This is a genomic window from Bacillus sp. B19-2 (assembly GCF_022832475.1).
GTDB lineage: Bacteria > Bacillota > Bacilli > Bacillales > Bacillaceae > Bacillus > Bacillus paralicheniformis.
Window position 1 is genome coordinate 388,623 of the sequence record NZ_JALHKQ010000003.1, and the last position, 21,571, is coordinate 410,193.

The window sequence follows — 21,571 nt, forward strand, 5'->3', positions numbered from 1 at the left end:
AGTTGAGCAATTTACCACATTCTCTGTCTACATACGCTAAATTTCTTTTTAAGCAGGAGAAAACAAGTGAAGAAATAAAAATGAGTAAAAAAGGTTTATCCGCTGCGATATCCCAAGGTGATATACTTTTTGTGTCACTGCAAAAGTACTTGGAAGCACTTTATATTAATGCAGTAGAACAAGCGGGAATCAAAAAAACGCCTGATTACTTAGAAAGAAATAAGAATTATGCGTATGTGGAGAATATCACAATTGATATGGCTGAAGTTTTTGCAAAATCAAAGGAATATGAAATATCTTATGTTTACCATCAAAAAATGCTTGAAACGCAAAAACAAATTCAGAGGCGAGAATGCCTGTATGGATTTTAAAAAAGGCGTAATCATTATACTTAGTGCAGTTATTTTAGGTCTCGGTATTACTTTTACTGTAGAGCAAAGTGAAGCATATCATCAACTTTCTGACCGAAATCAAACATGAAAACTGATTAAACCCTCTTAATAGAGGTTTTTTATTTATGTATTGGATTGGTTTAAAATTGACAATTGAGTTAAAAGGAGAAAAAGCTCTATCCTATTTCTAGGATAAAGCTTTTTTTATTGTTAGACAGCATTAATACATTTCTCTAAAAAAGTTACCAGCAACTCTCTGCGGCATCTCGCCGTGCTCAATTGTTTAGTCCTTTTTTTTCATAACCTTTACAAATCTGAAAAAGTCATCATCATCCGGCAGGGGCTTGTCATCTTCGCGTCCATTGCGATGCATATGCGGATCAGAGTGATGTTCATTGTAGAACTCTACGATATGGAATCCACACTTATTCACATAGAAGTTGATATTTCGCTTTTCGAAATAAGGTGTCACGGTTTCCCAAAGCACAGTATCCGGATACTGTGCTTCAATGGCTTTCCAAGCAGAAAGACCAATCCCTTGGCTGTGATATTCTGGAGATACATAGAATAAATCTAGCGAATTATGATGTGTTTGGCTGTTGATACGTACTACTGCACCACCGACCTTCTTACCATCCTGAAGAATATGATATACCACTGCTCCGGGAGCATTGAAAGACTCCTGAACATCATTGTCCGATGGAATCGGTCCATCTTCGCAATCACCGAACGTTTCAATCACGGCGATCGCAAATGCTTCTTGTAATTTTTTTTGGAATTCTGGCAGATCAGACTCCTTTGCTAGTTCCAGAATAACTTTTGGTTCCTTTTTTGTTTTCATGATTGCTCACTCCTTCATTTGCTTAAATATCGAGTCCAGTCGTTCAGTAGAAACATTCCAGCTGTTCTACGAGAAAGAAGCACTAAATGATATAAAAATAACCAATCCATACTAATCAAATCTGCCCGCTTAATACCCACTTCCGTCAACAACTAATTTGAAGTCCGTGCAATCTGGGAAAAGGGGTTATTTCTGAATTGATTTTGCCGCATGTGGAGTTGCATTGGAGCGCTCGTTTAATTTGCCATACGTCAGCTTGCGCCATATCAATTCCATCGGACCGTACTTAAACCGTCTCAACCACAATGTACTAAAGATCATAAGCACGAAATAGACGGCCAGGCTGAACATGAACGTGCCGGCAGATTGAATATGATCCGCAAGCCCGAATCCGTACCTGAGGAACAGAACTGTTCCAATGATAGAGTGAAGCAGATAACAGGTCAATGACATCCGTCCGACTTTAGTAAATATCATCATAGGGCCTCGCAGCTGAGGAACGTACAGAAACAGCATTGCAAAAGTGCTCATATAAAACATACTTCCGGTTAAGCCGCCATTTTGACCCAAGACAGAGGAAATGTCCGAAAAATTAAACATGTCTAGCAATATACTGCTTTGTGTTATTAGAAAAGCGATTGTGCTAATGATCCAGATACGTTTCCATATAGGCTTTTTCGCTTCCATGTCTTTGAAAAATTCCATCTTAACAAAGTACACGCCCAGCAGAAACATGAGAAACATGGAATAGATCATAGAGAAAGAGCTAGCAGCCATCGTGACCATATCTGTCCACCGAGTGCTGATGGATTCCATGTAGGTAAGGCTGCTGTGGCTAAACAAAGTAAACTCTGAAAAATTCGGGTTTTTTGACCCTGCAGTATTGATGACATTGTACAACATTGTGAAAACAGGAGTCAGGAATTGAAACACGATAAGTGCGATAATCCATCTAAGCACCGTTTTGGCTGTGCGTTTATAGAAGGCGAGTAACAGGAAGCCGCTTACGGCATAAAAGGTCAATATGTCACCGACCCAAACAAATGTGATGTGCAAAATGCCAAATCCCAACAGGATAGATAACCTACGGGCAAACAGCTTGTTGGGACTATCTACCTTCTGCGCGGCTCGATCCATAAAGATCATAAACCCAACCCCGAACAGGAAGGAGAATAACGTAACGAATTTCCCTTCGGCAAACCAGGAAACCAGATTGTGCAGTACGTCATCGGAGGTCATGTCGAATCCCTTTACTGAATCTACGATCAGAAAATAATTGACAATAATAATGCCCAGCAAGGCAAATCCGCGTACGATGTCCAGAAAATGAACCCGTTCCCGCAGACTCACCGGTTGCCCGTGTCCTTCTTTTTGTACAGTCATATCAATGCTCCTTTTCCATTTATCATCGCAATGTGTGGTTCGGATCTGAAAAACCTGAGCCTTACAATGGATAAATATAAAGACCGAATCTTAACAATTTATGAAGAGTCATCATTTTTTTAGAAAATGTGATAAGTTTGTGGCGGACATCAGCTTTCATAAATTGTTAAGATTTACGTAGTATCTTATAACGTACTTAACTATGAACGATATATAGTAAGGACACACGAGAAATAACATCAAGAATCATGAGGTGAGAGAGACATGACCCATCGAATATTAGTCGTAGAGGATGATCAGGATATTGGTGATCTTTTGGAGGAGTCCCTTACGCGTGCAGGCTACGAGGTGCTAAGAGCCAAGGATGGAAAGCGAGCATTGCAACTTGTGAATGACTCGCTTGATTTGGTTATTTTGGATATTATGATGCCAGGCATTTCGGGAATTGAAACATGTCAGCACATCAGGAAATCCTCTAACGTCCCGATTCTGTTTCTGACGGCCAGATCGAGTACACTCGATAAAACTGAGGGATTACTCGCCGGCGGCGATGATTATATGACTAAACCATTCTCGGAAGAGGAACTTCATGCTAGAGTGATTGCTCAATTACGCAGATATACTATCTATCAGGAAAAGAAGGAACAGGAAGAAACATTTCTTATCGGGGGCAAACTAAGAGTGAGCGAAGAATTTAATGAGGTCTGGAAAGAGGAGCAGCAAATCAAGTTGTCAGATCTGGAATATCGTATCCTGAAACTTCTGATGAGCAAACGCAACAAAATATTTTCTGCCCAAAATATATATGAGAGTGTGTGGGGACAGCCTTACTTTTACTGTTCCAACAATACGGTGATGGTGCATATTCGGAAGCTGCGCTCCAAAATTGAGGATGATCCGGCACGTCCGGTTTATATAAGAACTGAATGGGGAAGAGGATATCGATTTGGCGCATCGTAAATTTACGCTAACCAAAAAACTGGCTTTGCTGATCATGGTTGCTGCGATTGTGAGTGGTGTGATCTTTCTAACGTTGCAAAAGATCACAGATGATCTGATCGAGGGATATCTGAGTTCGGATGAGTATTATCAAGAGGAGTCAGCAAGATACATTCAAAAATTCAGCAAGTACGTTTCAGAAAATGAGTTGTCTACATCAGATAGAAAAGCGTTTGGTGAGTGGGTCAAAAAAGAAAATTACATTAACCTCACCATATTCAAGGATCAGGAGCTGCAATATGATTCCATTTATTCCGAATCGGATTATGGAAAGGAAAAGCTGACTCAGTACGCTCAAAATCATTCACATCCTGTCAAGTTTAGCGATGGTGAAGGACGAGTCATTATCGACGGTTTCTACTCTTCCCGATATTATAGCCTGGCCTTTACATTGGATTTGCTCGGGGCAACCCTCGTCTTTTTAATCATTGTTCTCTTCGGCATTCGCCAAAGTCTTCGCTACCTTAAAACGATTCACCAAGAGATTCATATTCTTGAAGGGGGCGAACTGGACTACGAGATGACGATAAAAGGGCATGATGAATTAGCGATGATTGCAAAGAGTCTTGAGGATCTGCGGAAAGCTTTCCTGGACAAACTTAAAGCTATCGAGGAATTGCAAGCTGAGAGCCGCAGCCTGGTTACCGAAATGTCGCACGATATGCGCACACCGCTGACGTCGCTGATCATGAATCTGGAGTTTGCCAAAAAAGCGGGAGACGAAGCGGGTACCAGCAAAGATCGGTATGTAGCCAATGCTTATGGTAAAGCACTGCAATTAAAAAGCTTGTCTGACAATCTGTTTGCGTATTTCCTGCTGGACAAGGAATATGAGGCCGATCTGGAGACCGTTGCAGTGAAAGAAGTGATCTACGATCTAATATCAGATCAGGTTGCTATCCTTCATCAGAAGCATTTTCGGGTCCGTATTTCAGGCGAGCTGCCGGAAACCTATATTAACGTGAATTTGGAGGATCTTGGTCGTGTATTTGATAATGTGATGTCAAACTTATTTAAATACGCAGATCCGGAAGAAGAAATCAGCATCACGTTTGTATCGGATCAAGAGATATTTGAGATCCATGTTAGCAATACGATTAAACTTGCGGATATAACACCGGAAAGCAATGGACTCGGTGAAAGGAGCATTGCGCGAATGATGTCCCGCATGCAGGGACAGTTTCACAGTATACAAAAGAATTCTAAGTACTACATTGTGCTACGATTTTGGAACATCAAGATGTAGGCTGAGAATAAAAACCACGAATATATTGAAATAGGAGACAACATGATGAGATTTTCCGACAAATTCCAAAAGGTACCTTACCTGTTACAAGCGCTTCTCAATATCTGTCTGTTCTTCCTGGCGATAGCCTTAAGCGCACTTCTGATCAGCGAGACATGGTACATTGTGCAATTCGTATACAAGTCACTGTTCAACAAAGTGGACAGCTATTATGGGATGCTTGGAGAACTGCTTATATTCTTCATGTACTTTGAGTTCATTGCTTTGATTATCAAATACTTCAAATCAGATTTTCATTTCCCGCTTCGCTACTTCATTTATATTGGCATCACAGCTGTCATTCGTTTGATTATCATCGATCATGATCAGGCGATCTCAACGTTCTGGTGGGCGATGGCCATTCTTGCAATGATTTGTGGATTCTTTATTGCCAATAGACGAAATTCTGTTGTTGAACATTAATAAATTAGTTCACTTTATGCCGATACGCCGCCGAAATGTCCTAATTGTGAATGGGAAAATTGATAATCGGTATTTATAAGTCTAGCTGTTTAATGTCAGTTCAGAAATCTATAGTGGATCAAAGTGGATTGTGGTTGTGAGTGGATATCTGAATGTATTTTTTGGCTACTTTAACAGACATGTCCCGATGACATAGAATTAAGAACTGAAAATCGCTTCTTTATTTTAAAAGGAAGAGGTTGAAATTCTTAATAAATAAGATGAAAAAGTTAGGATGGACGTTTATTGTTTTTTCTCGCTATTTTTTAACCATAATTGATATAAACGTATAGAAATGTAATGAAAATAAACTTTCATAACCAATAAGATAGATTTACTATATTGAGGGCCCAGTAATATAGAATACAGATCGATGGTTCAAGCCATCGGTTTTTTATTTGTTTTCATACTGAAAATCACCCATTAGGACAAACAGTTATTACATAGCATTACCCAAGGTGTGATGCATTTATGAAGGTGATGCTCATCGAGGGACCGCCAGCTGACAAATGCATGAACGATTCCTCTCATTATTTAATAAAACTTGATAGGAAGTAGATCCAGAGTGATGGCAATGTATATAAGGGTATGGATCGAGCACCCACACCCAGATCGAGGTCTGTATAAAGAAAGCAGGGACGATGCGATTAAAGAACTCATAATCAAGTTATCTGCTATGATCCAGATTGTCTTTCTCATAGAGCTTATTAGTGTGCAAAAACGATTTTCATAACTCTTTCATCTATTTCTTTTAAAAGAAACTTTAGTGAAAATAGAGAAAAGCCGGAAGGTTCAATCCGGCCTTTGCTAAATTATTTCCCCTTCGCCTTCTTCCGCTTCTCCTTCTCCGCCCGGTAAAACTCATGAAACATCTTCATCAGCGTCCGCTTCTCAATCCGGGACACATAACTCCGCGAAATTCCGAGTTCTTTCGCAATCTCACGCTGCGTTTTCTCTTTCTTCAAATCAAGGCCAAACCTGCCGACGATGACTTCTTTTTCTCTGCCGTCCAAGATGTCGATGTATTTTTTGACTTTTTCAAGCTCCATATTGAGCTGAATGGTGTCGATGACGTCTTCGTTTTCTAATTTTAAGACATCGATGAGCGAAATTTCATTGACTCCCAGAGGTTATCCGTTTTTTGTGTTAAAGCGATAAAGGATTAACTGGTTTGGAGCTTACTGTTACCGGTTAGGTTTATTAGTTAATATGTTTTTACTTGATGGGAAACTCAACTAATTAAAAAAATCGGACTTTTTAAGAAGCAACTCGTGAAGGTTTTCCAGGGAAGAAGGAGAGGCGACGAAGCATCAAGTTATGGACAGCAATACCTAAGGAAACAACGGATTGGCGCTCAGATTCCGAAGCACTGTCGTGTAAGGAAATGATAAGACATGTATTAAAGGAGAATTTCATTATCATCAAATTTTAATAAAACATATGAATGAGCCTTCAGAGGAATCTCGTAACCCTTATGAATCAAAAACTTTTACCACAGTAACCGAAGAATTAGAATTTGCAAAACCATTTCGAGCAAAGTTCTTGGAATCCATAAAATCTTTAAACGAAACTGATTTAACAAATATAAAGATAGACAGGGCTGAGGTTGGATATGTTCGCGAACTAGGGGACATGTTATTAAGAATCGCTTATCATGAGTCAGTACATACTGGTCAACTTATAGACTATTTTAGAAATGCTGGAGTTGATAGGCCTTTAATTTGGGACTAGTCAAAATCGGGATAAAGAAGGGACTTACTCCCTTCTTTAAACTTTAATAACTCTAGATTGGGGATTCTAACAAATGGTACCAGTTGCAAGTGATAGTTTTATGTTCACGATTTATTTCCAATACTCGTTCCTTATGAAATCTTCCTTTTTACTTTGTTAAACTTTATTGATGTTCCAATAAATGTATTAGGGTGGGTTTTATGGTCAAAATGCTGGTGGCACTCGTCTTCACCACTAGTCAAATCCTAAAGTCGAGACTGAAAAAAGGCTGTCAGTTCTCCAGCTATCACTTCTGGTTGCTCTTCAGGGAGGAAGTGTCCACAGAAGCTTATACTGCCACCCTGTACATCTTGCACAAAGGCTTTGAGAGGAGTGACCATATCTGTGATGGAACCTTGATCAGCGCCCAGAGCAAGAACGGGTGTCCTAAGTTTCCCCTTGGTGATTAATTTGCGGTTTTGTTGAGCGGACAAGGATGCCTCACGGTAATAGGCGAGACCAGCACGCAACCCACCGGCTTTTTTGAAAACTCGCAGGTATTCCTCGATGTCTACCTCTGAAAACACTTCGGGATTTGCAGCTTTTCGGCGCAGGAACCATTCCAGATATTCACGTTCTCGTCCGGCGATCAGTATTTCCGGCAGGTCCGAGACTGTGTGAAATGCGAAATGCCAGGTACGCCATGCTTGCTCGGGAGCGGTTGGCAGTGCGTCCGGCAATGTGATGCCTGGTATTCCTGCGTCCATAAGAACTAAACGCTGAACCTCGTGGCTGAACAATGCTGTATAGGGAAAGGCGACCCACGCACCAACATCGTGAGCAGCGAGATAATATCGTTTTATGCCGAGCTGTTCAAGGAATTTGTGCACAGTGATTGCTAGGGTCTTCGTGTCATATCCGACCGCTGGCCGATCGGAATCCCCCTGTCCAGGCAGATCCAGTGCAATGAGTTTGTAGGTTGGAGCGAGAAGCGGCATCACCTTACGCCATGCGTACCAACTCTCCGGAAATCCAGCGAGGAGAACAATTATTTCACCGTCCTCCTTCCCCCCGACTACGTAATGAAGTCTTACGCCGTCTACAGTCTGAAATTGGTGACTAAATCCAATCAATGCAGGATCGAGTCGAAGTGTTGGAGAGGCGTCAATCGTCCTATTCCCAGCCTCAGTTTTAGCAGGCTCATACTCTGCAATTTGCTTATTCTCATTTTTTTGATTTTCAATTGAACTCATCGTTAGCCCTCCTGTTTTTATCTAGTAAGCCATTATTGTTAGAACGAACGTACCGATAATTTTTAATAACGTTTATCATGTCATATAGTTATATTTTTGTCGTTCTGCACCTTGGATACTATATCCATTTACGATTATAATTTAGCAATAGATTGGACAAAGCATTAACATCTTTGTGCAGTCAAATTTTCCGTCTTGTCCTTATGCATTTCCACTTTTGTGGTCATTTAATATTGGACTGTTCAGTTCAAAAATAGTAAAAAAATAAACGTGAAACCCTTTAGTTTATTGAGCTGTCTTATAAAGTACGTTTGGCAATATTTTTGGACTTATCAGTCCGGAAATATTGCAAGGAACCACCTGTTAAGTTAATAGGTGGGGTATGCTCTCTGAAATATCCTTCATGATGCAAGAATTTCCTTTGACGCGCGAGAGCACGTTCATGCCATGATTCATTGCTAACAGTAGACGGGCCGTTTTCCTACTATTCACTGTAGATGCAAGTTCACCGTTTTCCTTTCCTTTCTCGAGGAGGTTGTAAAAGGCCTCTTCCAGCGTCTCAATTCTTTCCTCTATAAGTGTCTTGGTCTCATCACCCAAGTAATCATAGAAGATGGATAAATTTGTGATCAAACAGCCGCCTGGGCCGTTTTCCGCCAAACCTGCTTCCATGTGATAACGGAAATAGTCAGTTAATCCCTGCTTAGCGGATTTAGCGTTCGCCAAAATGCCCCGTTTTTTCTCACCAATTAATTCAGAATAGTATTTTACGGCTTCATTCAGCAATGATTGTTTATCTCCAAAGGTCTCATAGAGGCTCGACCGGCTAATACACATGCTGTGCATCAAATCGGGTATACTGGTACCATCATACCCTTTACTCCAAAAGGTCCTCATCGCAGATCTGAGCGCTTCTTCGCGAACGAACTCCTTTCTACGTCCCAATGCAATCCCTCCTTTTTATAAAATGAGAATAACATTTTCGGACCGACAAGTCCAAAATTTTTTGATATATTAGTAACGATCGAGTAACCCTTATTGTACTAGTCATGTTCAATAGACCTTATTTTGTATTTTATTTTGAATGCATCTTCTAATATTTTTAGTTATATTAAGGTCTAATAAACATGCCACCATCTAGATGTAAGAAATCAGGTGATTTGAAATTTATAAATATTAAAAATAAAGAATTGATGAGGTAATTATATCTTCTTAAATTTGTATACCATAATTTAGGGAAACGTCTTCATAAAATAATAAACACAAGAATCTTAAAATGGTTTTACATAAGGGTATAACGTTATATCATGGTTGAAAAGAGGTTATGAAAATGAAAAAGTAGTAATTTTGAGGAAAGTAAAAAACAAAGTTTTATGGGCAGCCAAGTGAACGTGGCAAATGAAAAGAAGCCGGAATTTTAGACCGGCTTCTAATGACTTACTTCCCCTTCGCCTTCTTCCGCTTCTCCTTCTCCGCCCTGTAAAACTCATGAAACATCTTCATCAGCGCCCGCTTTTCAATCCGCGACACATAGCTCCGCGAGATCCCGAGCTCTTTCGCAATTTCGCGCTGCGTCTTCTCTTTCTTCAAATCAAGGCCGAAGCGGCCGACGATGACTTCTTTTTCTCTGCCGTCAAGGATGTCGATGTATTTTTTGACTTTTTCAAGCTCCATGTTGAGCTGGATGGTGTCGATGACGTCTTCGTTTTCCGATTTGAGGACATCGATGAGGCTGATTTCGTTACCTTCTTTGTCTTGGCCGATCGGGTCATGGAGGGAGACGTCTTTTTTCGTTTTTTTCAATGCGCGCAAATGCATGAGGATCTCGTTTTCTATACAACGCGCCGCATAAGTGGCGAGCTTTGTTCCTTTTCCGGCTGAATAGCTTTCGATTGCTTTGATCAGCCCGATCGTTCCGATGGAAATCAGGTCTTCTGCATCTTCGCCTGTGTTTTCGAATTTTTTGACGATGTGGGCGACCAGCCGGAGGTTATGCTCGATCAGCATGTTTCTCGCGTGTTCATCCCCCTGGGCCATCAGCTCCAAGTACTTTTTTTCGTCACTGCTTGACAGCGGCTGTGGAAAGGCATTGTTTTTCACATATGATACTAAAAAAACGAGTTCCTTGATGACATAACCGAGCGCTGCAAAAACACCTGTCATTATCGGCACCTCCACATAATGTATGTAGGCAGAAGCCTATATGTAAATGTATGTTGGAGGGGGGATGTCTGTGTCTGTACCCGGCAAAATTGCCGGACTGCCAAATATTCCGGCGTTCTGTTCGGCATGCAGCCGCTTGTTTCTGCAACCGCTTCCATTTTTTAATCATTTACAAAAGTTAACAATAGCGGGATAATAAAGGCAAGGAGGTGAGGGTGCCGGACGGTTCACCATAGGGTAAACGCTATCAACCAGTCGGTCCGGTGCGACAGATGAAAAACAAACGTCTTTTCATCCTTTCGTTAATTGTACTGAGCGTGGTCATGATTGGAGTTCAGGAAACCTTCCCAAACCTGCTGACGACAGGGTTAATGACTGTCGTTATTGCGGTGGCAGTTTTTAATATTTTAAAAGAATCGCTGAATAAAAAAGATGAAACACACAGCAAATGAGGCGGTAGAAAGCGTTTGCTTCTATCGCCAATAGGAAAACCGGCTCAAAGTGGTGAGCCGGTTTTCTTATTGGTTATTCTTTAAGCGCTTTTCCCATGCCTTTTAAAAATTGCAGACCGAATCCGACGGCTCGGTTGATGTCCGGGTCGTTCATGGCTTTCAGCAGATCGAGGACCCCGGTTTTTTTATCGCTTTTTAAAAAGTCCTCTCCTTGTTTTGTACCGGCGACGATGCTTTCTATCAGTTTCCCCATGACTTCCGGTTCGGCTTTGGAGAGGGCGCCGCCTGCTGCGATGGCTGTATTCATCAAGTTTTTGGCCGGCTCCTTGGACAGCTGGCCGAGGACGATTTTTGCGATATCTTCCTTTGCGCCGATCATGCTGTCTGCGGCATCAAGGACCCCGAGGCCGTCTAGTTCGCCGAGAAGCTTCATCGTTTTTGAAACGGCGGCTTCCTGTTCAGCCAAAAGGGCTTTGAGTTCTTCTAATTTTTCAAGCTTTATTTGCTCCTCAGATTTGTCTTCTTTGCGGATGGCGGTGATGGGAGCTGCCATGTGTGATGACCTCCTTTTGATTTAGTCTGTTAAATGAACATACCCTGGACGCTTCCATTTCCGCTCGACTTCAGCTCCGTTTTGCGGATGGCGTTTCTTATTGCGCGGATTTGTTTTCGGAAGCGGCGGTTCTGCGCATCCGCCGAGCACTTCCATACGCACCTTTGTCTGCTTGTAAGCAGGTGTATTGGTACGCGCATCTACTGCAGGGCCTGTCAAGAAATTGATCGCGGATTCTTTATCTGTCGAGTTCATCGGCAAATACAATTCGTTCGCTCTAACCCGGTCTGTCACAAGCGCGGTTAATTTTACGGCGCCAAACGGCGAGATCAGTCTGACCTGTGATCCGTCGCAGATGCCCCTGTCTTTGGCGAGCTCAGGCGAGACCTCAACAAAGACGTCCGGCACTTTCGCCTGGATGCCTGCCGATTTGTTCGTCATGTTTCCTTCGTGAAAATGCTCCAGCATTCGGCCGTTGTTAATGTGAAGGTCGTACTCTTCAGGAAATTCGGCAGGCTCTGTCCAGTCTGCGAGGGCAAAGCGCGCTTTCCGGTCAGGGAAGTTAAAGCCGTCTTCATATAAAAGAGGCGTGCTTTCTCCGGTCAGGCTGCCCCACAGGAAGCTGTTCCATCCTTCAATTGCGTCATAATCCGCCTTTGCGAACAGCGGTGACAGGCTTGCCATTTCTGAAAAAATGTCTCCCGGGTGGCTGTAATGCCAGTCAGCTCCAAGCCGGTTTGCGATCTCTTGAATGATGACCCAGTCCGGCTTTGCGTCTCCGAGCGGCGAAAGGGCCTGGTACAATCGCTGGACGCGTCTTTCCGTGTTTGTGAAAGTTCCATCTTTTTCAAGTGAAGCTGACGCAGGCAGAACAACGTCGGCGTATTGGGCTGTTTTCGAAAGGAACATGTCCTGAACCACAAGGAAATCAAGGCTTGATAAAATGTCATGGACCCGGTTTGCGTTTGAATCGACTAAAGCCATATCTTCTCCGACGATATACATGGCTTTCATTTTGCCTTCTTCAACGGCGTGAAGCATTTCGATGTTGTCGAGTCCAGGTTTATTGTCGATTGTTGTGCCGTAAGCTTGTTCGAACTTTTTCCGCGCTTTGTCATCTGTAATGTGCTGATATCCCGGAAGCCAGCCGGGAAGCGTCCCCATGTCGCAGGCGCCCTGGACATTGTTGTGGCCGCGGAGCGGGTACGCCCCAGCGCCCGGGCGGCGGTAATTACCGGTAGCTAAAAGCAGGTTTGAAATTGCGGCGGACGTGTCGGAACCGCCTGTGTTTTGGGTGACTCCCATCCCCCAGAGAACGCACGTGCCGTCTGCATCGCGGATCATCTCAGCGATTTGGATCAGCGTCTGTTTATTGATGCCTGTGATTTTTTCTGCATATTCAAGGGTGTATGTCTCAAGCGATTGCTTATATTCTTCAAAGAAATTGACGTTTTCATTGATAAACGCCTGATCGTGCCAGCCTTGGTCGATCATATACTTCGTCACGGCCATCAGCCATACTTGATCAGTTCCTTGCTGCGGTCTGATAAACAGATCCGAGCGTTCGGCCATTTCGTTTTTGCGAAGGTCGGCGACGATCAGCTTTTGTCCGTGAAGCTTATGGGCGCGCTTCACGCGGGTTGCCAGTACCGGGTGACCTTCGGCCGGGTTGGCGCCGACGATGATGACGAGGCCTGCTTTCGCGATGTCTTGAATGGTGCCGGCATCGCCGCCCATGCCGACTGTGCGGAACAATCCGTCCGTTGCCGGAGACTGGCAGTACCGCGAACAGTTGTCGACATTGTTAGTGCCAAATACTTGCCGCGCCAGCTTTTGCATCAAGTAATTTTCTTCATTCGTGATTTTTGAAGACGAAATAAACCCGACGGCGTCTTTTCCGCTCTGCTCCCGAATTGAGCCTAATCTGCGGGCAACGTAGTCAAACGCTTCTTCCCAAGTTGACTCGACAAATTCGTCATTTTTGCGGATCAACGGTTTGGTCAAACGCTCTTCCGCATTTACGAAATCCCACCCGAATTTCCCTTTCACACACGTCGAAATGGCGTTGACAGGAGCTTCTGACACAGGCTGGATTTTTAAGATGTCACGGCCTTTTGTCCATACTTCATATGAACAGCCGACACCGCAAAATGTACAGACGGTCTTTGTCTTTTTGATCCGCTGTGAACGCATCGCCGCCTCGACTTCTGAAACGGCAAAGATGCTGCTGTATCCCGGCTCTACATCTTTGACAAGGTCGATCATCGGCTCCATGACATCCGGTTTGATACCTGTCATGAACCCGGCTTTTCCAAGCATCGATTTTTCCATTAGCGCATTGCACGGACAAACCGTGACACACTGCCCGCAGCTGACGCATGATGACTCGTTGATTGAAACGCCTTCATCCCAGATCACCCGCGGCCGTTCACGCTCCCAGTCAATTGAGAGCGTCTCATTGACCTGCAGGTTTTGGCACACTTCAACACATTGTCCGCATGCGATGCACTGATTCGGATCATAGCGGTAAAAGGGGTGCGACATATCGACTGCGTAAGACGGGTCTTCTTTTGGCGTGTAAGGGTATTTCTGCTCTTCGATTCCCATCATTTCTGCCGTATTATGTAGCGTACAGTTGCCGTTGTTGTTGTCGCATACCGTACAATAAAGCAAATGGTTTTCGAGCAGGCGGTCCATTGCTTCTTTTTGTGCTGCTTTGACCCGTGCTCCAGACAGGCTGACCGTCATTCCGTCTTCTGCCCGCAGGGAGCATGCCCGCTTTAATTTTCCGTCTGCTTCCACAATACAGGTATCACACGTTTGAATAGGATCCGTCTCCGGAACATGGCATATTTGCGGGTGTTCAAACCCGTTTTTGTTCAATATGTCTAAAACGGTTGCCCCGGCCGCTGCTTTAATTTCTTTGCCGTCTATCCGGACACTGATTGGCTTTCCGTCCATCTTTATTCCCCTCCATCATCTTTTCAAAATCAAAAAAAGCCATGTACATATATACCGAATCCTGGCGCGGAAAGCGGTATAAACATACATGGCGGAATAGTTTACTAGCAAAGCTTACTAACAGACCAATCCTATATTGTGAGAATTCGATAGATTCATAACACGACGGTATTACAAATCCATCAGCCCGGCTTTTATTATAAAGTGATATTGATTATAATTCAATAGAATAGGAAAATTTTAACCAAGTGAAATGTCTAGGGGACATCGAGACAGATGGCAGGTTTAAACGGAAGGGGTATGCATGATGTCTAAAAAAATCCACGAATTCAACGATATGATCCGCAAGCTTCGAAAAGAGCTGTTTGGCAAGGGGCCTGAACGGATTCACACGGTCTTTGTCGACAATATGGCAGTTTCGACGCTTTACGGCAATTTGACGGCGAGCGAGCAATTTATCGCAAGCACGTCGGAGGGAAGGGAAATGGTCCATGCCGCAAGGACGACTCTGATTCAAAAACACTACTCCAATCACGTGCCTGAGGGAATGGAGCAGCTCATCGGAGCGAAGCTCGAGCACCTTTTTACAGACATCAAAATTCAGGAGGATATTGCGGTGTCTGTTTTTATCTTTGACCGCAATATTGAATACGGCACCGAATCAGCCAGCGGGGCTTGACGATCGGTCTCAAGTTCGAGGAGGAGTCATGATGATTGAACTGAAATCGAGTGAAAAACGAAAAGCAAAGGTTTTGTTAACAGAAGAAAGTCCGACATTCGCGCATGCGATAGCCGAAGGACTTATCGAAGGAAACGTTTATATCGATGATTTCCTCGCACCGGCCACTGTTCTTTTTCAAACAGCTGCCGGGATTTATTATGTCGCTGGAGATATCCCCGACAGCGGAAGGAGCGAATGGCTTCATTATCTGAATGAACAGAGGAACGGAGCGCGCTTTACCGTGTTTTCGGCTTCTGAAGAGTGGGACGCCTTTTTAATCGGGGGGCTTGGCGATCCTCTGCAGCAAATGGAGCGCGTGTCATTTTTCCTCGGAAAAGAGGAATGTGTTCGCAGCGCCGCATTTGCCGGTGTTGAAAGATTTTCTGAAGATGACCTTCAAAAAAGCACGAATTTTACGGACAAATACGCGATTGAGTATTGGGGAGGGCCAGACCGTTTTATGAAGAACGGTTTCGGATTTAAAGTGTCGCATGAAGGTGTGATCGCCAGTGAATGTGTCACCATTTTTTGTTCGGAACGCTTTGCTGAAGTTGATATCGCAACACACCCGGATTACAGGGGACGTGGGTTTGCAGTCCGCTGCGCCGACGCCTTTATCGCGTATGCAATAGAGAACCGCTTGAAACCGCGCTGGGATTGCGACCGGCAAAACGTTGCATCGATTCGCCTCGCTGAAAAATTAGGCTTTCGACCTGTCAAAACATATTCATTGTTTGTCGGAAAACCGTGAACCAATACGAATGTTTTTAAACAGGGGGGACAGGTTAAAGGCATAGTAAGGACTAAACAATTGCAGGATGGCAGAGATTTCTCCCATTGAAAGTGCAGCTTCTCTCCTATATGATCGTAGTATTGGCTTTTGGAGGTGGAACGAATGAAAAAAAGCTTGGCGATGGTCCTCGTCTTTCTGCTTCTGCTTGCAGGCTGCGGAGAGGACGATCCCAGAAAAGTCGTAGCATTTGGAGACAGCAATACACGCGGCTCAAATTGGCAATTTCGCGATTATCCAAAAGCGGAAAAATGGGTCAATTTACTTCAGACTTCCCTTCAAGGGCAGTACAAAATAAATAATGCGGGAATAGGCGGAGAAACAACGGAAGACGCCAGGCTTCGATTCAGGAAGGATGTGCTGGATGACGAGCCGGCATATCTTTTTATCATGTTCGGAACAAATGATGCAGCAATTCTTGCGAAAGGGCTGCCGCGCGTATCCAAAAAAAGGTTTAAAGAAAACCTCTATTATTTTGTTAAAGAAAGCCGCCGCCGCGGGATAGAGCCGATACTAATGACGTGCCTGCCGATCGTCGAAGGAAGCGGGGACAACATCTTTTATTATGCAAGATACCGGGCTGCTTCGTTTGAAAAATACGGAGGGGCGCGTAAATGGCACGATTCCTATAATGACGTCACAAGGGAAACGGCGCGTGAACTTGATGTGCCGCTAATCGACAACTGGAAAAACATCGTGAAAAAAGCAGGCGGAGCTACAGATGAGAAGCTGATCCATTCGGGGTTTATCGACCCATCGGGAAATCACTTAACCCCAAAAGGCGCGCGAATTATTTTTGAAGGAATTAATGAAAGTAAAGTCATAAAAACTTCTTGATTTAAGTAAAAGGCCTAGCCATTTCTCCTTTTTCTTCATAGGCTGTTACTATAACAGTCTAAAGGAGGAATGATGCGATGGGATATCCTTTTCCCGCTGGTCCGTGTTCGTACCCGGCTTATCCCGGATATGCAGGCGCCGCATACGGATATGCGTTCGTTGTCGTCCTTTTAGTCGTCCTGCTCGTCATTGGCGGGTTCTACTGGCTTAGTCCTCACGGATTCTTCAAATAGCACCTCTTTTAGAGAGGTGTTTTTTCATGAAAAACAGTAGTAAGCGTATTATTCAAGTGATATAATATCAACCTAAGTGAAAAAAAGCGGCGAGAGCGCCCGGGAGTGCTTGAGCTATGAAGAGACGGAAAGCAGATGACCGAGCGACCTTCTTTTGATTTCGGTTTCAATCAGCTCGATGAATTCGCGGTTTAAATTCATCTCATTTGCTTTAATGTATGATTCTATTAAAAGTTCATCAGACAGCTTTTTCATACTCGGTACCCATTTAATGGGAAAGACACCTCCTCATAAAAATTGGAATAACCTGTTTGGAATAAGCATAAAATGTTAAGTTATATGATCTTTGTTTGAAGTACCTATAATCTATCATGAATATTGGGCGAGAACAATCGTTCTGTTATCCACACCAAAAAGTGGATAACTTGTGGGTATCATGTTTATAATTTAATAAAAGGTCGATGAAATATGAGTGGATACTGTGTGTAATTTTATCCACACCTGTTGAAGAATCCTATTATATGTCGAAAACTTTTCGGACAGCCGATTTTTTAAGACACTTTTAGATTTGATTCGACACATTGAAAAAAGAAGCAGTAATTGAAAGGAAAGGGTGCGGCTTTGTGTTAAAAAAGTTCTTTTTGCCGGATGAATTTGTAAAAAATATTTTTCATATTACCCCTGAAAAACTAAAAGAGCGCAATGTAAAAGGGATTATTACGGATTTGGACAACACGCTTGTAGAATGGGACAGGCCTAGTGCGACACCGCGTCTCATCGAGTGGTTTGAAGAGATGAAAGAGCACGGCATTAAAGTGACAATTGTCTCAAATAATAATGAAAAACGCGTCAAAATATTTTCTGAACCGCTTAATATTCCGTTTATTTACAAAGCGAAAAAGCCGATGGGCAGAGCTTTTAGAAAAGCCGTCAAAAATATGGGGCTTAAAAAAGAAGACGTCGTTGTCATAGGAGATCAGCTCATGACAGATGTGCTGGGAGGGAACCGCAATGGGTTTCATACCATTCTTGTCGTGCCTGTGGCTGCTTCCGACGGCTTTTTTACGCGTTTCAACCGCCAGGTGGAACGCAGAATTCTCAGCGCTTTAAAACGGAAAGGCCATATTCAGTGGGAGGATTAAAGAATGGAAAAGGTAGTTTGTATCGGATGCGGAGTCGCCATTCAAACCGCAGATAAAAATAAACTGGGCTACGCGCCTGAAGCATCGCTGTTAAAAGACAATGTCATCTGCCAGCGCTGCTTCAGATTGAAAAATTATAACGAAATTCAGGATGTTTCACTGACGGACGATGACTTTTTGAAAATCCTTCACGGCATCGGGGAAACGGATTCGCTTATTGTGAAAATCGTCGACATCTTTGATTTCAACGGAAGCTGGATCAACGGACTAAACCGCTTTGTCGGAGGTAATCCGATCTTATTAATAGGAAACAAAGCAGATATTCTCCCTAAATCAGTCAAGCGCGAGCGCCTTGTAAACTGGATGAAACGCGAAGCGAAAGAGCTCGGCTTAAGGCCTGTTGATGTGCTGCTCGTCAGCGCCGGGCGCGGGCAGGGGATGAAAGACGCGATCGACGCGATCGAACATTACAGACAAGGCAAAGACGTATATGTCGTCGGATGTACGAACGTAGGGAAATCAACGTTTATCAATCGGATTATTAAAGAGGTTTCCGGAGAGGGCGACATTATCACGACATCCCAATATCCGGGGACGACGCTTGACGCGATTGAAATTCCTCTGGATGACGGATCGGCGATGTATGATACGCCGGGAATCATCAACCATCATCAAATGGCGCACTATGTCGCGAAAAGCGATCTGAAAATATTAACGCCGAAGAAGGAGCTGAAGCCCCGCACCTTTCAGCTGAACGAAGAACAGACGCTGTTTTTCGGCGGATTGTCGCGGTTTGATTATGCAAGCGGAGGCAGATCTTCGTTTGTATGCTATATGCCGAATGAACTCAACATCCACAGAACAAAGCTTGAAAACGCGGATCAGCTGTATGAAAAGCACGCTGGGGAAATGCTTGCTCCTCCTGCAAAAGAAGATCTTGACTCGTTTCCGGAGCTTGTCAAACATACGTTTACGATTAAAGAACCGAAAACGGACGTTGTGTTCTCTGGCCTCGGCTGGGTAACCGTCCAAGAGGCGAACCAAAAAATTGTCGCCCACGCGCCTAAAGGCGTTCACGTGTTTTTGCGCAGATCTCTAATATAAGTGCTAAGGGGAGAGAGTTATGAAACCGATATACGGACTGATTGGCAATCCGGTGGCTCATTCCATGTCTCCGGACATCCATAATGCGGCTTTGGAGGATCTTTCTTTAGAAGGGTATTATCACGCTTTTCGTGTGGAAAACGAAGATCTTGAAGATGCTGTGAAAGGTATGCGGGCCCTTGGCATTCAAGGGTTTAATGTGACCGTCCCCCATAAAGTATCGATCATGAAGCATCTCGACCGTATTGATGAAAGCGCCGAAGCTCTCGGGGCGGTCAACACTGTCAGAAGAGAAAAAGAAGGGCTGGTCGGATATAATACAGATGGAGCAGGATTTCTTAAATCGCTGAAGCCATCCCTTGATCGTCCCCTTTCTGAGCTTTCGATACTGTTGATCGGAGCCGGCGGTGCGGCGAGGGCGATATTTACCACTCTGGCAGCTGAGATGCCGAAGCAGCTGGACGTGGCGAATCGTACGCCTGAAAAGGCACTAGCGTTCACTCGGCATTTTGAAGGAGAGGCACGTGCTTTGTCGTTGCAGGAAGCGGAAGCAGACTTGTCAGCATATGATATCGTGATTCAAACGACGTCGGTCGGGATGCACCCGAACATCGAAGCTGCCCCGCTTTCATTGGCGAATGCGAAAGAAACGTGCCTTGTATGCGATATTATCTACAATCCGCTGAAAACGGCCCTGCTGCAGGAGGCTGAAGCAAAAGGCTTGAATACATTGGACGGAGTCGGCATGTTCATCGGCCAGGCGGCCCTTGCTTTTGAGCTGTGGACCGGACATGAGCCGAATATGGAAAAAATGAAATCAATTGTGTTGCAGCAACTAGGAGGAAAATCATGCTAACAGGAAAACAAAAACGCTATTTGCGCCGGGAAGCGCATCATCTGTCACCGATTTTTCAAGTCGGTAAAGGCGGAGTCAACGAAAACATGGTCAAACAAATCAGTGAAGCGCTTGAAGCCAGGGAATTGATCAAGGTGAGCGTGCTGCAAAACTGCGAGCAGCCTAAAGAGGAAGTAGCCGAAGCGCTGGCGGGCGGAGCACGCGCCGAACTGGTGCAGACGATCGGAAACATTATCGTGCTGTATAAGGAGTCGAAAGAAAATAAAAAAATTGAGCTTCCTTAACGCTTAAAGGTGGTAATCATGAGGAAAATCGGGATTTTTGGAGGGACATTTGATCCTCCGCACAACGGGCATTTATTAATGGCAAATGAAGTCCTGTATAAACTGGATCTTGATGAAATTTGGTTCATGCCCAACCAAATTCCGCCGCATAAACAAAAAAACTCGTTTTCGCTAAGTATGCACAGGGCGGAAATGCTGAAGCTCGCCATTTCGGGGAAAGAGCAATTTAAATTGGAGACGATCGAACTCGAAAGGGAAGGCCCTTCTTATACATTTGATACCATTCGCCTGCTGAAAGACCGATATCCAAACGATAAGTTTTACTTTATTATCGGCGCGGATATGGTGGAATACCTGCCGAAATGGTCAAACATTGACAAGCTTGTCAACATGATTCAATTTGTCGGAGTGAAGCGGCCCGGCTTTCAAATTGAGACGCCGTATCCGCTCGTTTTTGTCGATGTGCCTATTTTTGAAGTGTCATCATCTTTACTTAGGGACCGCATTAAAAATCAGCAGCCGACAGATTATTTAATTCCTGACGAAGTGAAGGTCTATGTGAAGGAGAATCATCTATATGAAACGTGAGGAAGCCTTAGCCTGCGTGCAAGAACAGCTGACAGAACAACGCTACATCCATACGGTCGGCGTAATGGAGACGGCTGTCAAACTTGCCGAACGGTTTGGCGCAGATGTGAAAAAAGCCGAAATCGCCGCGATATTTCATGACTATGCCAAATTTCGCCCGAAAGAGGAAATGAAACAAATCATCCTCAACGGGGGCGGGCCGCTTGAAGTGCTCGATTTTCATCATGAACTTTGGCATGCGCCGGCAGGAGCAACGCTTGTCAAAACAGAGGTTGGAATTACGGATGAAGACATCCTGTCAGCCATTCGATTCCATACGTCCGGAAGGCCGAATATGGCTCTTCTTGAGAAAGTGATTTATGTAGCGGATTATATTGAGCCGGGCCGCCGTTTTCCAGGGGTTGAAGAGGTTCGGACTCTCGCTGAAGAAGATTTGGATTCGGCCCTTATCCAGGCGTTGAAAAATACGATTACCTTTTTAATTTCAAAAAATCAGGCCGTTTATCCGGAAACGGTCGCCACATATAATGCTTTAGTAAACGATAGACATTAGGAGGAATTA

General features: G+C 44.0%; 23 protein-coding genes and 2 pseudogenes. 16 read left to right on the top strand and 9 right to left on the bottom strand.

What is annotated here, in order from left to right; translation table 11 throughout:
• The first annotated feature begins 2 nt into the window (after window positions 1-2).
• Window positions 3-371, top strand: coding sequence for a hypothetical protein (locus tag MST20_RS14295; protein WP_243943021.1), 369 nt, complete (start codon window positions 3-5; stop codon window positions 369-371).
• Window positions 372-675: 304 nt separating this feature from the next.
• Here MST20_RS14295 and MST20_RS14300 read toward each other — a convergent pair whose 3' ends face one another.
• Together MST20_RS14300 and MST20_RS14305 are read right to left on the bottom strand one after the other, a co-directional pair.
• Window positions 676-1,233: a GNAT family N-acetyltransferase gene (locus tag MST20_RS14300; protein WP_044154447.1), complete on the bottom strand. Its 558-nt coding sequence runs from the start codon at window positions 1,231-1,233 to the stop codon at window positions 676-678.
• A 186-nt stretch (window positions 1,234-1,419) separates the two neighbouring features.
• Entirely contained in the window at window positions 1,420-2,616 is a 1,197-nt protein-coding gene (locus MST20_RS14305; RefSeq protein WP_243943023.1) for a DUF418 domain-containing protein, read from the bottom strand.
• 264 nt (window positions 2,617-2,880) lie between these two features.
• Between MST20_RS14305 and yrkP the strand changes: the two genes are divergently transcribed.
• From yrkP to psiE, 3 genes are read left to right on the top strand one after another with little or no spacing between them, the layout of a single operon-like run.
• Window positions 2,881-3,576 carry a two-component response regulator YrkP gene (gene yrkP / locus MST20_RS14310; RefSeq protein WP_087986853.1) on the top strand — a complete coding sequence of 232 codons (696 nt, stop codon included), beginning with the start codon at window positions 2,881-2,883 and terminating at the stop codon, window positions 3,574-3,576.
• Window positions 3,563-4,861 (top strand): HAMP domain-containing sensor histidine kinase, encoded by a 1,299-nt coding sequence (gene yrkQ, locus MST20_RS14315; protein WP_243943025.1) that lies wholly within the window; start codon window positions 3,563-3,565, stop codon window positions 4,859-4,861. Before yrkP ends, yrkQ begins: the two co-directional genes overlap by 14 nt.
• A gap of 45 nt (window positions 4,862-4,906) precedes the next feature.
• Entirely contained in the window at window positions 4,907-5,323 is a 417-nt protein-coding gene (psiE, locus tag MST20_RS14320; RefSeq protein WP_243943027.1) for a phosphate-starvation-inducible protein PsiE, read from the top strand.
• Between the two features lie 851 nt (window positions 5,324-6,174).
• On the opposite strand, the pseudogene MST20_RS14325 reads toward psiE, so the two are convergent.
• Window positions 6,175-6,480, bottom strand: a pseudogene (locus MST20_RS14325) (sigma-70 family RNA polymerase sigma factor); the annotation flags it as partial.
• 191 nt (window positions 6,481-6,671) lie between these two features.
• On the opposite strand from MST20_RS14325, the pseudogene MST20_RS14330 reads away from it, so the two are divergent.
• Window positions 6,672-7,093, top strand: a pseudogene (locus tag MST20_RS14330) (DinB family protein).
• 245 nt (window positions 7,094-7,338) lie between these two features.
• Here MST20_RS14330 and MST20_RS14335 read toward each other — a convergent pair.
• The 3 genes from MST20_RS14335 to sigK all read right to left on the bottom strand — a co-directional run bounded on the left by MST20_RS14335 (window position 7,339) and on the right by sigK (window position 10,488).
• Complete coding sequence (locus MST20_RS14335) at window positions 7,339-8,325, bottom strand: alpha/beta fold hydrolase (protein ID WP_214485439.1); 987 nt, start codon at window positions 8,323-8,325, stop codon at window positions 7,339-7,341.
• A 363-nt stretch (window positions 8,326-8,688) separates the two neighbouring features.
• Complete coding sequence (locus tag MST20_RS14340) at window positions 8,689-9,270, bottom strand: TetR/AcrR family transcriptional regulator (protein WP_214485438.1); 582 nt, start codon at window positions 9,268-9,270, stop codon at window positions 8,689-8,691.
• Window positions 9,271-9,762: 492 nt separating this feature from the next.
• Window positions 9,763-10,488, bottom strand: coding sequence for an RNA polymerase sporulation sigma factor SigK (sigK, locus tag MST20_RS14345; protein WP_003183729.1), 726 nt, complete (start codon window positions 10,486-10,488; stop codon window positions 9,763-9,765).
• 272 nt (window positions 10,489-10,760) lie between these two features.
• On the opposite strand from sigK, the gene MST20_RS14350 reads away from it, so the two are divergent.
• The gene (locus MST20_RS14350) at window positions 10,761-10,940 is read left to right on the top strand and encodes a hypothetical protein (protein WP_023855265.1); all 180 of its coding nucleotides are present in this window, start codon (window positions 10,761-10,763) and stop codon (window positions 10,938-10,940) included.
• A 73-nt stretch (window positions 10,941-11,013) separates the two neighbouring features.
• On the opposite strand, the gene MST20_RS14355 is transcribed toward MST20_RS14350, so the two are convergent.
• A complete protein-coding gene (locus MST20_RS14355; RefSeq protein WP_243943029.1) occupies window positions 11,014-11,493 on the bottom strand; it encodes a helical membrane plugin domain-containing protein in 480 nt (159 codons plus the stop codon).
• Between the two features lie 21 nt (window positions 11,494-11,514).
• Window positions 11,515-14,454, bottom strand: coding sequence for a formate dehydrogenase subunit alpha (gene fdhF / locus MST20_RS14360; RefSeq protein ID WP_243943030.1), 2,940 nt, complete (start codon window positions 14,452-14,454; stop codon window positions 11,515-11,517).
• A gap of 307 nt (window positions 14,455-14,761) precedes the next feature.
• On the opposite strand from fdhF, the gene MST20_RS14365 reads away from it, so the two are divergent.
• The 4 genes from MST20_RS14365 (at window position 14,762) to MST20_RS14380 (ending at window position 17,035) form a co-directional block, all read left to right on the top strand.
• The gene (locus MST20_RS14365) at window positions 14,762-15,133 is read left to right on the top strand and encodes a Na-translocating system protein MpsC family protein (protein WP_025811122.1); all 372 of its coding nucleotides are present in this window, start codon (window positions 14,762-14,764) and stop codon (window positions 15,131-15,133) included.
• Between the two features lie 31 nt (window positions 15,134-15,164).
• A complete protein-coding gene (locus tag MST20_RS14370; RefSeq protein ID WP_243943032.1) occupies window positions 15,165-15,926 on the top strand; it encodes a GNAT family N-acetyltransferase in 762 nt (253 codons plus the stop codon).
• A 144-nt stretch (window positions 15,927-16,070) separates the two neighbouring features.
• On the top strand, window positions 16,071-16,802 hold the full coding sequence (locus tag MST20_RS14375) for an SGNH/GDSL hydrolase family protein (protein WP_429703115.1): 732 nt from the start codon (window positions 16,071-16,073) through the stop codon (window positions 16,800-16,802).
• Between the two features lie 77 nt (window positions 16,803-16,879).
• Window positions 16,880-17,035, top strand: a complete 156-nt coding sequence (locus MST20_RS14380) for a hypothetical protein (RefSeq protein WP_023855260.1) — start codon at window positions 16,880-16,882, stop codon at window positions 17,033-17,035.
• A gap of 114 nt (window positions 17,036-17,149) precedes the next feature.
• Here the strand turns inward: MST20_RS14380 and sda are convergent, their stop codons facing one another.
• Complete coding sequence (gene sda, locus MST20_RS14385) at window positions 17,150-17,290, bottom strand: sporulation histidine kinase inhibitor Sda (protein WP_003183713.1); 141 nt, start codon at window positions 17,288-17,290, stop codon at window positions 17,150-17,152.
• 368 nt (window positions 17,291-17,658) lie between these two features.
• On the opposite strand from sda, the gene MST20_RS14390 reads away from it, so the two are divergent.
• From MST20_RS14390 to yqeK, 6 genes are read left to right on the top strand one after another with little or no spacing between them, the layout of a single operon-like run.
• On the top strand, window positions 17,659-18,177 hold the full coding sequence (locus MST20_RS14390; RefSeq protein WP_020452282.1) for a YqeG family HAD IIIA-type phosphatase: 519 nt from the start codon (window positions 17,659-17,661) through the stop codon (window positions 18,175-18,177).
• Window positions 18,178-18,180: 3 nt separating this feature from the next.
• A complete protein-coding gene (gene yqeH, locus MST20_RS14395; protein WP_243943034.1) occupies window positions 18,181-19,281 on the top strand; it encodes a ribosome biogenesis GTPase YqeH in 1,101 nt (366 codons plus the stop codon).
• Between the two features lie 19 nt (window positions 19,282-19,300).
• A complete protein-coding gene (gene aroE, locus MST20_RS14400) occupies window positions 19,301-20,137 on the top strand; it encodes a shikimate dehydrogenase (RefSeq protein WP_243943036.1) in 837 nt (278 codons plus the stop codon).
• A complete protein-coding gene (gene yhbY, locus MST20_RS14405; RefSeq protein WP_003183704.1) occupies window positions 20,131-20,421 on the top strand; it encodes a ribosome assembly RNA-binding protein YhbY in 291 nt (96 codons plus the stop codon). The genes aroE and yhbY overlap by 7 nt, the downstream gene beginning before the upstream one ends.
• An 18-nt stretch (window positions 20,422-20,439) precedes the next feature.
• Window positions 20,440-21,009, top strand: coding sequence for a nicotinate-nucleotide adenylyltransferase (locus MST20_RS14410; protein WP_243943038.1), 570 nt, complete (start codon window positions 20,440-20,442; stop codon window positions 21,007-21,009).
• The gene (yqeK, locus tag MST20_RS14415; protein WP_243943039.1) at window positions 20,999-21,562 is read left to right on the top strand and encodes a bis(5'-nucleosyl)-tetraphosphatase (symmetrical) YqeK; all 564 of its coding nucleotides are present in this window, start codon (window positions 20,999-21,001) and stop codon (window positions 21,560-21,562) included. The genes MST20_RS14410 and yqeK overlap by 11 nt, the downstream gene beginning before the upstream one ends.
• Window positions 21,563-21,571 lie beyond the last annotated feature (9 nt).

Excerpts from the sequence above, each read along its gene's own strand:
- MST20_RS14300 (WP_044154447.1), bottom strand. The coding sequence starts at position 1,233 with ATGAAAACAAAAAAGGAACCAAAAGTTATTCTGGAACTAGCAAAGGAG.
- MST20_RS14305 (WP_243943023.1), bottom strand. The coding sequence starts at position 2,616 with ATGACTGTACAAAAAGAAGGACACGGGCAACCGGTGAGTCTGCGGGAA.
- yrkP (WP_087986853.1), top strand. The coding sequence starts at position 2,881 with ATGACCCATCGAATATTAGTCGTAGAGGATGATCAGGATATTGGTGAT.
- psiE (WP_243943027.1), top strand. The coding sequence starts at position 4,907 with ATGAGATTTTCCGACAAATTCCAAAAGGTACCTTACCTGTTACAAGCG.
- MST20_RS14335 (WP_214485439.1), bottom strand. The coding sequence starts at position 8,325 with ATGAGTTCAATTGAAAATCAAAAAAATGAGAATAAGCAAATTGCAGAG.
- sigK (WP_003183729.1), bottom strand. The coding sequence starts at position 10,488 with ATGACAGGTGTTTTTGCAGCGCTCGGTTATGTCATCAAGGAACTCGTT.
- MST20_RS14350 (WP_023855265.1), top strand. The coding sequence starts at position 10,761 with ATGAAAAACAAACGTCTTTTCATCCTTTCGTTAATTGTACTGAGCGTG.
- MST20_RS14355 (WP_243943029.1), bottom strand. The coding sequence starts at position 11,493 with ATGGCAGCTCCCATCACCGCCATCCGCAAAGAAGACAAATCTGAGGAG.
- fdhF (WP_243943030.1), bottom strand. The coding sequence starts at position 14,454 with ATGGACGGAAAGCCAATCAGTGTCCGGATAGACGGCAAAGAAATTAAA.
- MST20_RS14365 (WP_025811122.1), top strand. The coding sequence starts at position 14,762 with ATGTCTAAAAAAATCCACGAATTCAACGATATGATCCGCAAGCTTCGA.
- MST20_RS14370 (WP_243943032.1), top strand. The coding sequence starts at position 15,165 with ATGATTGAACTGAAATCGAGTGAAAAACGAAAAGCAAAGGTTTTGTTA.
- MST20_RS14375 (WP_429703115.1), top strand. The coding sequence starts at position 16,071 with ATGAAAAAAAGCTTGGCGATGGTCCTCGTCTTTCTGCTTCTGCTTGCA.
- MST20_RS14380 (WP_023855260.1), top strand. The coding sequence starts at position 16,880 with ATGGGATATCCTTTTCCCGCTGGTCCGTGTTCGTACCCGGCTTATCCC.
- sda (WP_003183713.1), bottom strand. The coding sequence starts at position 17,290 with ATGAAAAAGCTGTCTGATGAACTTTTAATAGAATCATACATTAAAGCA.
- yqeH (WP_243943034.1), top strand. The coding sequence starts at position 18,181 with ATGGAAAAGGTAGTTTGTATCGGATGCGGAGTCGCCATTCAAACCGCA.
- aroE (WP_243943036.1), top strand. The coding sequence starts at position 19,301 with ATGAAACCGATATACGGACTGATTGGCAATCCGGTGGCTCATTCCATG.
- yhbY (WP_003183704.1), top strand. The coding sequence starts at position 20,131 with ATGCTAACAGGAAAACAAAAACGCTATTTGCGCCGGGAAGCGCATCAT.
- MST20_RS14410 (WP_243943038.1), top strand. The coding sequence starts at position 20,440 with ATGAGGAAAATCGGGATTTTTGGAGGGACATTTGATCCTCCGCACAAC.
- yqeK (WP_243943039.1), top strand. The coding sequence starts at position 20,999 with ATGAAACGTGAGGAAGCCTTAGCCTGCGTGCAAGAACAGCTGACAGAA.